Consider the following 11,782-nt stretch of genomic DNA (forward strand, 5'->3'; position numbering starts at 1 on the left):
CCAGAGGGGTTGCAGTGACCAGGCCGCTGCGACTGTTTATTAAAAACACAGCACTCTGCAAACGCGTAAGCGGACGTATAGGGTGTGACGCCTGCCCGGTGCCGGAAGGTTAAGTGATGGGGTCATCTTCGGAGAAGCTCTTGATCGAAGCCCCGGTAAACGGCGGCCGTAACTATAACGGTCCTAAGGTAGCGAAATTCCTTGTCGGGTAAGTTCCGACCTGCACGAATGGCGTAACGATGGCGGCGCTGTCTCCACCAGAGACTCAGTGAAATTGAAATCTCGGTTAAGATGCCGAGTACCCGCGGCTAGACGGAAAGACCCCGTGAACCTTTACTACAGCTTTGCACTGGACGTTGAACCGACTTGTGTAGGATAGGTGGGAGGCTTTGAAGCGGTGACGCCAGTTGCCGTGGAGCCGACCTTGAAATACCACCCTGGTCTGTTTGACGTTCTAACCTCGACCCGTCATCCGGGTCAGGGACAGTGCATGGTGGGTAGTTTGACTGGGGCGGTCTCCTCCCAAAGCGTAACGGAGGAGCACGAAGGTACCCTAATCCCGGTCGGAAATCGGGAGTTTAGTGCAAAGGCATAAGGGTGCTTGACTGCGAGACGCACACGTCGAGCAGGTACGAAAGTAGGTCTTAGTGATCCGGTGGTTCTGTATGGAAGGGCCATCGCTCAACGGATAAAAGGTACTCCGGGGATAACAGGCTGATACCGCCCAAGAGTTCATATCGACGGCGGTGTTTGGCACCTCGATGTCGGCTCATCACATCCTGGGGCTGAAGTCGGTCCCAAGGGTATGGCTGTTCGCCATTTAAAGTGGTACGCGAGCTGGGTTTAGAACGTCGTGAGACAGTTCGGTCCCTATCTGCCGTGGGCGTTGGAGACTTGAGGGAAGCTGCTCCTAGTACGAGAGGACCGGAGTGGACGAACCCCTGGTGTTCCGGTTGTCACGCCAGTGGCACTGCCGGGTAGCTATGTTCGGACGGGATAACCGCTGAAAGCATCTAAGCGGGAAGCCCCTCCCGAGATGAGGTCTCCCTAGGCACTCGATGCCTCTGAAGGTCCGTCGAAGACCACGACGTTGATAGGCGGGATGTGGACGCGCGGCAACGCGTGAAGCTAACCCGTACTAATTGACCGTGCGGCTTGACCATATAACACCCAAGCGCGTTGCGCCGGGTGTCGACCTCTCCCGCAACTGCGATCTCACCGAACAGGACGCGTCCCCCGAACGGGGCGCGACCGCCCGTTTTCCTGGCGGCCATAGAACACTGGAACCACCTGATCCCATCCCGAACTCAGACGTGAAACGGTGTCTCGCCGATGATAGTGTGGGGCCTCCCCATGCGAACGTAGGTCACCGCCAGGGCCCTACACCCAAACCCCCGCCTCAACCAGGCGGGGGTTTTTTTTGTGCCCGAGGAAAAGACGCACTACAACGCGCCAGGCGCTGTGGGCGTCGTCTCGCGTGGATCAGGCGGTTTGGCTTCCATCTGCAACGTCGGCATCGATACGGCATAAAACGCTCCGATTCGTTTATCGCCTAATGCAGTCAATCTGCTGAAGGCCTTCGATTCCTACGAACCCCCTTGCCCTGAACCCGAACCCCTTTCGCCTGTTTGGCGATCCGATTCCTCGGAGGTGCTGCGGGTTGACCGTCGGAAACTGCAAGGAGGATGCCGATACCGATAAATCCCGTGATCAGACTGCTTCCGCCGTGACTGATGAAGGGCAAGGGGAGGCCGGTGAGGGGAACGAACTTGGTGACGCCTCCGATATTGAGAAAGGTCTGGGTTGCCAGGATGGTGACCAGCCCGACCCCGACCACCCGGCCATCGTGTTCAGGTGCTCGGGAGGCCACCAGCAGGCTCCGGCCGAACAGGATCAGGAAGAAGAGGATGACGATCGCGCATCCCGCGAACCCCAATTCCTCGCCGATCACCGAATAGATGAAGTCCGACTGGGCGATGGGGGTGTACTCGGGGTTGCCGCGTCCGAAGCCTTCTCCCCAAAGTCCCCCGGAAAACATCCCGGACAACCCCTGCAGGATCTGCCAGCTTCCCCCTGTAGGATCCCGGAAGGGCTCGAGCCACGCCGTCACGCGGCGCTCCCCGTGGGGCAGCACCGTCAAGACGACTCCGGCCATTGCGACCGCGCCGATCCCGCCGAAGAGCAGATAGCCCAACCGTCCGGTCCCGACGAAGAGCATCGTCAGCAAGGCGATACTCAGAATGATGAAGAGTCCGAGGTCTCGCTGGACGACGAGTAGCCCGGCCAGCACCAACCAGAAGCCTGCAAGCGGCAGCAGGGCCCTCCATGGAGGTATCGGCAAGCCCTTCCCCCAAGAGCTGAGTGATTTTGTGTTACGCGAGACAAAGCCCGCCACGAACAGCACAATTGTCACTTTCAGGATCTCGCTCGGCGTGACCAATCCGGCGGCGTAGACGCCGCCTCTAAAGCGCTCGCCGAACATCAGCAGCACCGCCAACAGCCCAAGCGAGAGTGCGGCCCAGAACCAGATCCAATGCCCCTGCAGGATAGCTTGGTAACGTCCCCGCATGAGGATGACGGCGGTTGTTCCCATGAGGACGAGTCCGACCGGGAAAAGGACCAGATTGAGCGAGATCGTTCCCGCGGTATCGAACGATCCCATGCGGTATTGGGCGAGCATCCCGAATCCCGAGAGGAAGGCGACGGCGACCAAAATCAGCTGATCCCCCCGAAACCGGGCCGTCACCAGGAGCAGATGAAGCATCAGCAGCGAAAGGGCATAGAGCCCGAGCGGCAAGAGGTTGAATGTGTCGATCACCTCGCCGCCGACGTGTGTCGAGCCCCAAAGCATCAAAAAGCCGAGCGCGATACAGACGATGCACCACGCCAAGAGTACACGCTCCGGCGCGCGTAGATCCCAGGTGTCTGCGATGTCGATCGGCCCGTTCGCTCGAGTCATTCGATCAACCCCAGATCGACCGCTCGCAGCAAGAGATCCTGCGCGATCGGGGCTGCCGTCGTCGACCCATAGCCACCGTGTTCGACCAGTACCGCCACCGCGAGCTGGGGCCGATCGACGGGTGCAAAGCCGACGAACCAGCTGTGTGCCGCACCATGCGGGTTCTCGGCGGTTCCGGTCTTTCCCGCGATCGCGAGTCGAGGGGTATCGATTCCGCGGCCGGTTCCGCTGGTGACGACCTGCCGCAGCATGGCCGAAAGGCGTTCGGCGACCGACGTGCTCATGAAATAGGCCAACGGCGTGGGTTCGTCCGTCTCGATCAGGCGCGGTCTGACGGCAAGGCCCCGATTGGCCACTGCGCCGGCGATCAGGGCCATGTGAGCAGGCGTCACGAGAGCGGCGCCCTGACCGATCGACATCTGAGCGAGCCCATAACGGTCGGACGCGTCGAGCCGCGGGATCTCGCCCGTGCGCATCGACCAGCTCCCGTAGGGTGTCTCGTGCAGGATCATCCTACGATTGAACTGCATCCGCTCGGCCATGACGTCAAAGGCATGATGTCCGTAGCGTACGCCGAGTTGAGCGAAGAAGACGTTCGAGGAACGAGCGAACGCCGTGGCGAGATCGAGGCGTCCGTGTCCCGGCCAAGTCGAGCCGCGCTTCCTGGCCGCATAGAATTCATGGTCGCGGATCTTTCGGTAGCGCGAGGATGTCGTGAATCCATCCGCAGGACACTCAAGCGTTCCGGAGAACCCCTGCTCCAACGCCAGGGCGGCAAGCAGGATCTTGAAGGTCGAGCCCGGCGGATAGAGTCCCTGCGTGGCGCGGTTCAGCAAGGCCGCGCTCGGGCCCGAATCCTGGAACAGCGACGCTGTCACCCGGTTCGGATCGTACGAGGGGGTACTCACAAGCGTGCGAATCGCCCCGTCGGCCGGTCGTAAGACGACGACGGCGCCGCGTTGTTCCCCCAGCAGGCCGAAGGCCATCCGTTGAAGCTCGGCATCGAGCGTGAGCGTCAGGTCTTGGCCACGCGGACGCTTGTCCTGCGTGACGAGCTGTCGGCCGAGCGTCCCCCAGTCGCCGAGTCCGTCCGGTGCGCCGCCGTTGAGTCGCACGTTCGCCACCGACTCCATCCCAGAAGCCCCGAACCAGGGATGGCTATAACCCACCACATGCGTGAACGCGGGCCCGTCGGGATAGAGCCGGTAGACCTGCCCGAGGATCTCCTCGCTGTAGGCGAGCACCTCGCCGCGATGATCCAGGATCCGCCCGCGCTGGATCCGATGGGCCGGGTTCAGCTCGCGCCTGTCGTGCAGCTGCATGAAGGCGATGAACTCCGGGCGAGAGGCGCCGATCAACTGCCATGTCGCCTGATAGATCAGGATCCCGATGAACACGAGGGTTAAGAGGACGATCGGAATCCGCACCGACCACTTGGGCCGCGGCAGATGCTTCAGCTCGGTGTCCCGGCGGGCGTCGAACATCGACCGAAGGAGATAGGCGGCAGTGAAGAAGAAGCCGGCATGCAGCGCGACGCGAATCAACGACCAGAGCTCCGGATTCAGGTGTGACGTCATTCGGGCACTTCGATCGTAAGGCGACCGGTCTAGGTCTTAGTCGCGTGTCAGAAATAAGTTGAGCACCGAACCGAATCGTTGTCGTCATCGACAAAGACAACCGTGGCGAAAATACTCACTCGTCGAGGTGTCCTATTCATAGTCGGACTGTTCTTTTCGTGACTCCGGGATTGGGTTTAAATCCGCATCCGGATAGAGTTTGAATCCGGATCCCGGTCGGTCGGAGAGCAACAGGCGACCCCCATTCAAGCACGGCGATACCCCGAGATCCTCGGCCAGCCAGTCCGCGGTGGCGAGTCCGTGCGGGAGCCTGCTGCCGGTGGCTGCAGCCAGCTGAGCGGCGGGCCAGAGTCCGGCGGCGCTCTCGACGACACCTGTGATCACCACCTCGATTCCAGCGATAGCCGCACGTCGCGACAGGTCGAGCGCGGATCGAAGCCCGCCTATGACGGCCGGTTTGATGACGATGCGACTCACGCCCAGTTCGGCGAGATCCGCATCGGGAGCCAAGCCCGCCAGGCTTTCGTCCCGGGCCAGCGGAAAGCCTGCTCGCTCCTGAAGCGCGTGCAGGAGGCTCGGATCGGGGATTCGCAGCGGCTCCTCCAGCGACTCGATCGGGAGTCCCGCGAGCCGATCGAGGATACGGCATGCCTCCGCGAAGCCCCAAGCCCCGTTGGCGTCGAGCCGAAGTCGTATGTCGGCAGGCACGACAAGCGCGAGCGCCATGAGGCGCGCAATCTCCGAGGAGGGCTCATCGACCCCGATCTTGAGCTTCACCACCCGGAAACCCGCCGCTGCGGCCTGTTCAAGATCAGTCGCCGTCAAGGTCGCAAGCGCGCCGAGGATCCCGTTGACCGGAACAACGTCCGTTGCATCGCCTGCCAACATGCGCCGCAAGGGAACGCATTCCGCTTGGCTCACAAGGTCGAGCAGGGCGCACTCGAGCGCGCAGCGCGCGGCCGGGGTCGCGGCGAACCCTCTGTCCAGCATCTCCAGGAATTCGCCCGTCGATCTGCCGGGCGCGAAGTCACGAGCATCCAACAATGCGGACTCGGCCGATTCCGGATCCTCCGTTCCCGCGGCGGGAATCGGCGCACAATCGCCGAAACCCACCGCACCATCCGTCTCGGCGGAGACCAGCCAGCCGTGTCGTCGTTCAAATCCGCCCCGAGCGCTGCGCCATGCGCGACGCAGCGGTAGGTCATACGGGCGTATCCGGAGCCGATCGATCCGGAGTCGATCCATCATCCTAGATCCGGCTCAGACCGAATCCGACGAGCAGCAGGACGGTCACGGTTGCCTGGAAGAGACCCGTCTGTCCCAAAAGCGGATTGATCTGTCTTCCGGTGGCGCCACGAACGAGCTTGAATGTCAAGAAAACGCCGAGCGGGACGGCGGCCAGTAGCGGCCATCCGATGACTGGGCCGAAGGTGAACAGCAGGATCGCAACCGATGCCAGCAGCAACAGGCCATACAGGACGCGCGCGCTCGGTCGACCCAGATGGTGGCAAAGGGTACGCCGTCCCGCGATACGATCGGTCTCCAAATCCCGGTAGTTGTTCAGCAGCAAGACAGCGGCGGCCGGCAGCCCCAGTGCGATGCCGACCATCAGCGCTGGCCAATCGACGGTCAAGGTCTGCAGATAATAGCTCCCGCCTACAGCGGCGAGCCCGAAGAACAGCAGGACATAGAGCTCGCCGAACGGGCCGTAGGCGATCGGACGCGGCCCGCCGGTGTAGGCGTAGCCCGCGACGAGGGAGGCGATGCCGATGGCGAGGATCGGCCAACCGCCGCGCACCACCAACGCCAGCCCGATGACGAAGGCGAGCCCGAACGCCAGGTGGGCCGCCCGTTTCACCTGCTCGAGACTGAACCAACCCTCGGCCGTTGCCCTCGGAGGGCCGAGACGATCGGCCGTGTCTGTTCCTCGCTCGTAATCCGAGGCATCGTTGTGCAGGTTGGTGCCGACCTGGATCGACACCGCGGCGATCAGGGTGAGCACGGCCGTGACGGCGGCAAGCTGTCCGGTCTGAAAGACGGCCAGCCCGATCCCCGCCACGACCGGGGCGACGGCCAGGACCAATGTCTTGGGCCGCGCCGCGGCGGTCCAGAGCGCGAGATTCGACCCGGAGCCCGACACGCTAAGGACGCCGCGGGAACTTGCCGAAATCCGGTTCACGTTTTTCGAGGAAGGCATCGCGTCCCTCTTGTCCCTCGGCGGTGGTGTAGAAGAGCGCGGTGGCATTGCCCGCCAACTCCTGGATGCCGGCCAGTCCGTCCGTCTCTGCATTGAAGGAGGCCTTCAGTACACGCAAAGCGGTCGGGGACAGCCGGTTCATTTGCCGGCACCAATCAAGCGTGACGGACTCAAGCTTGCTCAACGGCACCACGGTGTTGACAAGCCCCATCGCGAGCGCCTCCTGCGCATCGTACTGACGGCACAGGAACCAGATCTCCTTTGCTTTCTTCATGCCGACGGTGCGGGCCATCAGGCCGGCGCCGAAGCCGCCGTCGAAGCTGCCGACCCGCGGTCCGGTCTGGCCGAACCGGGCATTGTCCCCCGCGATCGTCAGGTCGCAGATCAGATGCAGCACATGCCCGCCGCCGATCGCATAGCCCGCGACCATGGCCACGACGGGTTTCGGGAGGGTGCGGATCTGACGTTGCAGCTCAAGCACGTTCAAGTGCTCGACTCCGGCCTCGTCGCGGTATCCCTCGTCGCCCCGGATGCGCTGATCGCCGCCCGAGCAGAAGGCCAGATCGCCCGCGCCGGTGAGGATGATGACGCCGACCTGCGGGTCGAGATGTGCGCGACGGAAGGCGTCGATCAGCTCGCGAACCGTCTGCGGCCGAAAGGCGTTGCGCACCTCGGGTCGATTGATGGTGATCTTGGCGATCTGCTCCGCCTGTTGGTACAGGATGTCTTGGTAGAGGTCGCCGGGGGGCGTCTCCCACTCGACGGGGCTCGGTCGCTCGATTTCGGTTTGACCGGCCTGCTGACTAAACGCTGACGACACCTTGGGGCCTCATTCACTCTCGATGATGGATTGCTCGCGAACGCCGTTCCAAAACGCGCGGTGCGTGCGGAGGCTTAGCTCCGCATTCAGGCGAACCTCGATCAGGCCGGCCGGCTCTCCGCGCACTCCCGCGTCCATCGCCTCGTCCCGGGCTTGGATGAAACCCGAGGCGTCTTCGACCGACCGATGCGCGAGCCCGAAGGCGCGTGCCAGGGCATCCGGCTGCACGCGCGAGGGTGTTCGCCAAAGCGGCTCGAATCCCGCCAGTTCGCGCTGCGGCAAAAGGTCGAAGATACGGCCACCGCCATTATTCAAGACAATGCACGGGCGGTCGAGCCTCTCCATCAGCAACAGGCCGCTGAGGTCGTGGATGAAGGACAGATCGCCCAGGAGTCCGGTGACGCCGCGTGTCGGCTCTGCCCGCCCCGCGTTCAGCCCGGCCAGTGTCGAGCTCTGTCCATCGATCCCGCTGGCGCCGCGATGACCGAAGAACCTCAACGGCTTCTCCGATTGCCCCGACCAGGTGTCGAGCTGACGGATCGGCAGCGAATTGGCGCAGAAGAGACCGTCGCCCTCGGGGAGACCTTCCAGCAGATCGGCAATGAGATGGCCTTCGCACCAAGGCGACTGCTCCAGGAAGGTGCGGGTAAATCCCTCGAGTTTCTGTTCCGCGGCAACCCAGCGCCCGATCCAGGTCCCGTCCGAGCTGCGGTTCCCTTGGCCGTTGATGCCGTCGGCCTGCAACAGGCGATACAACCCCAGCGGGTCGGCGGTGATTCGCGCGATGCCGTCATGGGTTGGATCCGTCCAGCGCGCGCCCGGATCGACCAGGATCGACGGTATCCCCTCGAGCCAGCCGGAAAGCGTCTTGGAGACGGGTGTCCCGCCGAATCGAATGACCCAATCCGGTCTCAGCGCCGCCGCGGCCTCGGGATTGCGCAGGAAGCTGTCGTACCGCGTGATCCGAGCGCCTTTCGCCGTTCGGAAGCGAAGGCCCGACAGCGGATCGGCCAAGACCGGGGCGTCGAGCAGCACAGCGCACCTGAAGATGGCCTCCGCCGAGGCACCCGAGAGCGTCATCGGGCCGCAGCAGATAATCCCGTGTCCGGCGAGGAGAGGCGTAAGCTCTCGCGGCCAGTGTAGGGGATCGAAGGGGTGCAACTGATCCGCGACCGAGGGTCGTTGGGCTTCCGAGCCGTCGAGTGGCCGGGCCGCGGGGGCTCCCAGGAGCCCAAGCGGTTCGGCCGTACAGGATGGGTCGGGCACGAGCGGCTCCCGAAAGGGTAGATTGAGATGCACCGGGCCGGGCCGCGGTCCCTGACTCACGCGCGCGGCACGCAGTCCGAGTGCCCGTATCGCCTTGAGTGCAGCCGGGCCTTCTTCGGCCGGACCCGGATCATGAAACTCGCGCGTGAAGCCGCCGAAGAGACGCGTCTGATCGATGGTCTGGTTCGCACCCCAGGCGCGCAGCTCCGGCGGGCGATCGGCCGAGAGCAGGATCAGCGGGAAACCGGACTCGGAGGCCTCGATCACGGCCGGAAACCAATGGGCGAGGGCGCTCCCGGAGGTGCAGACGAGCGCAACCGGTTGAGCCGAGGCCTGTGCGAGTCCCAACGCGAAGAAGGCGGCGCTGCGCTCGTCGAGGATGGGGGTGAGCTCGATGAGGGGCTGTCGTTGGGCCGCCACCACCAGCGGCGTCGAGCGCGAGCCGGGCGAGAGCACGACCCGACGCAGACCGCCGAGGACCAGGCCGTCGAAGAGCGCCAGCGACCAGCGAAGATTCCGACAGCCCTGATCGGGCGTCGCCGTGTCGCTCATGCGAACTGAAGCGCCGTGGACATGGCCGCGAGCTTGTGCTCGGTCTCCTGCCATTCGGAGTCCGGATCGGAGCCCGCGACGATCCCCGCCCCTGCGTAGAGGTCAGCCGTGCTCTCGTGGATTTCGGCGCAGCGCAACAGCACCCACAACTCGCCGGTAAGGTCCGGCGCGATGATCCCGGCCGCCCCGGTGTACCAACCGCGTCGGATCGGCTCGGAGCCGCGGAGCCAGGCGCGCGCCAACTCGCAGGGATGACCGTTGGTCGCCGGTGTCGGATGCAGAAGCTCGGCAAGCTGAAAGACGTCCATGCCGGGGTCGAGCTCGGCGCGCACCAGGCTCCAGAGGTGTTGTGCGTTGTTGAGCTGCATGACCCGAGGCCCGTCCGGCGGTTCGATTCGACGGCTGCAATGGCTGAGCGCATCGGTCACGGCATCGACGACGACCATATGCTCGTGCAGGTTCTTGCGCGAGGTCCGCAGTGCACTCGTGAGCTCGGCATCTCGGTCGGCGCTCGCGGCGCGGCACACCGTCCCGGCGATCGCGTCGACCTCGATACGGTCGCGTTGTTGGGTGAAGAGGCGCTCGGGTGTGGCCGCGACGAAGCTGGTCGCGTGTCTACGGATCGTCACCACCTGACATGACGGAAAGAGATAGGCCAGTGCGGCGTTCAGCCGTGTCAGGTCGAAGCGCCGATGGCCATTGAGCCTGAGTCGCCGACAGACCACCACCTTCTCCAGGCGCGCCTGCTCGATCTGCTCGAGGGCGGAGGAGACGAGGTCCTGCCAGCGTGCCGCATCCGGCTCGGTTGACCCCTGCTCGAGCCGTGCCGGCGTCAGCGGATCGAGCGCAGGCTGATTCAGCCGAGGGATGACCTCCTCCAAGCGGGCCTTCCAGCGCGCGAAGACCTCCTCGCGCCCGACCGGCAGCGCGGTCGAGAGGATAACCGCCGCCTGACCGGCGCGCGAGGAGAGCGCAAGTTCCGGAAGCCAGAGCAGTGCGTTGGGCAAGGTGCCCGGCTCGGCCGTTGCGTCGGCGACAGGCGAGGACGCGAAGCCGAGCATCGCGAACCCCGAGAAGCCGGTCTCGTCTGGGTCGAGATGTTCCCAGTGCGCCGACATCCGCTTGGCGGCCGTGCGCAAGGTTTGAAGACGCGCCTCGCCCTGCGCGGTCCATTCGCCCGCAATCCCGTAGCCGGCCCGCACCTCGCCGCGATGATTATGCGCGAACTGAAACTGCGGGCCGGGGATCTCGGGCGCGATCGCCAGGGCTTGAGGCAGCTCCAGGACGAGGGAGACGAATCCCTCCGAGCGCGCGAGCGGCAGGCTGTCCATCGTCTCGGCGAGGCGCGCGACGATCTGCTCGAGGGTCTTGAGCGGTGCAAGCATGAGTGAGTTTGAAGGGCCGGCGGTCTGGTGTCTCGACCCCGGCACGGCGACATCGGCCGCGCCGGGACAAGGCATCCTCGAAAAGCTCAGGCGGCCTGAGGGATCGACCAGAAGCGATCGATCGCAGCCGCCGTTTGCGCCGGTTGCTCCCACTGGAGCAGCCCGCGTGTCGGCGCGATGCGTTCGGCCCGCCAGTTCGAATGGTGACTCAGGAAGTCCGGGAGCTCATGAAAGTCGATATTCGGATCGCGATCGTAGAGGACCAGCACGGGTTGCGTCACGTTCGCGTAGACGCTTTCGCGTGCGTTCGGGGTAAACAACTGACCGGAGAGGAAGTAGAGCGGCGCAAATTTCGCACCCGGCTGATGCGATGTCGCGTAGGCGTAATCGATCATCTCGGGCGGAATGGCGCCGTGGAAGGCTTGCTTGTAGAAGAAGCGGATGCTCGGCCGCGAGGTTAGCAGGGCGAAGAGCCCGTCGTTCACGACCGGCACGCTCAGCACCTTGTGGGCGCGCTCGGCGGCCTGACCGGTCGGCAGTCGGCGTGCGCTGAATCCGGTCGGGGAGATCAGCACCAAGGACGCAACCAACTCAGGCTTGATCAGCGCCGCCTGCGCGGCGAACTCGCACCCGAGCGAGAAGGCGACCAGATCGCACGGCTTGCCGACCACCTTCTCCAGAAAGTCGACGATGGCATTGGCGAAGAGGCTCGGCGAATAACGCCGGTTGCTGCGATCGGAGTGGCCGAACCCCGGCAGGTCGAGCGCATAGACGGGGCGCTGCGAGCGATACTGCTGGAACAGCGGCTTCATCTCGAAGGCGCTGGGTGCGGCATTGACGCTGTGCACCAGGACCAGCGGGCGGCCGGAGGCCGAGGTGTCCGAGTAGTAATGAATGCGTCCGCCGTGCTCGGTCGCGAGATCGTGCCGTGGTGCATCGAGTGCGGCCGGAAGGGCGACCCTGCCGGTCTTGGCCGCCGCCCGCGGTTGCGAGAGTGCCGATTCCTTACCTGTGTCCATGTCGATA

General features: G+C 64.3%; 8 protein-coding genes and 2 rRNA genes (1 of these 10 running past the window's edge). 2 read left to right on the forward strand and 8 right to left on the reverse strand.

The window, feature by feature from the left end; translation table 11 throughout:
* Positions 1-1,163 (forward strand): 23S ribosomal RNA (locus LT988_RS15340); it begins 1,724 nt to the left of the window's first position.
* A gap of 99 nt (positions 1,164-1,262) precedes the next feature.
* Positions 1,263-1,378 (forward strand): 5S ribosomal RNA (gene rrf, locus LT988_RS15345).
* 183 nt (positions 1,379-1,561) lie between these two features.
* Here rrf and LT988_RS15350 read toward each other — a convergent pair.
* The 8 genes from LT988_RS15350 to LT988_RS15385 form a co-directional block, all read right to left on the reverse strand.
* Positions 1,562-2,959: an FtsW/RodA/SpoVE family cell cycle protein gene (locus tag LT988_RS15350; protein ID WP_232406418.1), complete on the reverse strand. Its 1,398-nt coding sequence runs from the start codon at positions 2,957-2,959 to the stop codon at positions 1,562-1,564.
* Entirely contained in the window at positions 2,956-4,536 is a 1,581-nt protein-coding gene (locus tag LT988_RS15355; RefSeq protein ID WP_232406419.1) for a peptidoglycan D,D-transpeptidase FtsI family protein, read from the reverse strand. Before LT988_RS15355 ends, LT988_RS15350 begins: the two co-directional genes overlap by 4 nt.
* A 132-nt stretch (positions 4,537-4,668) precedes the next feature.
* Entirely contained in the window at positions 4,669-5,784 is a 1,116-nt protein-coding gene (menC, locus tag LT988_RS15360; protein ID WP_232406420.1) for an o-succinylbenzoate synthase, read from the reverse strand.
* 1 nt (position 5,785) lies between these two features.
* Positions 5,786-6,676, reverse strand: a complete 891-nt coding sequence (locus LT988_RS15365) for a 1,4-dihydroxy-2-naphthoate polyprenyltransferase (RefSeq protein ID WP_408648010.1) — start codon at positions 6,674-6,676, stop codon at positions 5,786-5,788.
* A 1-nt stretch (position 6,677) separates the two neighbouring features.
* Complete coding sequence (menB, locus tag LT988_RS15370) at positions 6,678-7,514, reverse strand: 1,4-dihydroxy-2-naphthoyl-CoA synthase (protein WP_232410597.1); 837 nt, start codon at positions 7,512-7,514, stop codon at positions 6,678-6,680.
* A 48-nt stretch (positions 7,515-7,562) separates the two neighbouring features.
* Complete coding sequence (gene menD, locus LT988_RS15375) at positions 7,563-9,371, reverse strand: 2-succinyl-5-enolpyruvyl-6-hydroxy-3-cyclohexene-1-carboxylic-acid synthase (protein WP_232406422.1); 1,809 nt, start codon at positions 9,369-9,371, stop codon at positions 7,563-7,565.
* Entirely contained in the window at positions 9,368-10,756 is a 1,389-nt protein-coding gene (locus LT988_RS15380) for an isochorismate synthase (protein WP_232406423.1), read from the reverse strand. The genes menD and LT988_RS15380 overlap by 4 nt, the downstream gene beginning before the upstream one ends.
* An 86-nt stretch (positions 10,757-10,842) precedes the next feature.
* Positions 10,843-11,775, reverse strand: coding sequence for an alpha/beta fold hydrolase (locus LT988_RS15385; RefSeq protein ID WP_232406424.1), 933 nt, complete (start codon positions 11,773-11,775; stop codon positions 10,843-10,845).
* Positions 11,776-11,782 lie beyond the last annotated feature (7 nt).

It is taken from the genome of Thiocapsa bogorovii (assembly GCF_021228795.1).
In the GTDB taxonomy this organism is placed as follows: Bacteria; Pseudomonadota; Gammaproteobacteria; order Chromatiales; family Chromatiaceae; genus Thiocapsa; species Thiocapsa bogorovii.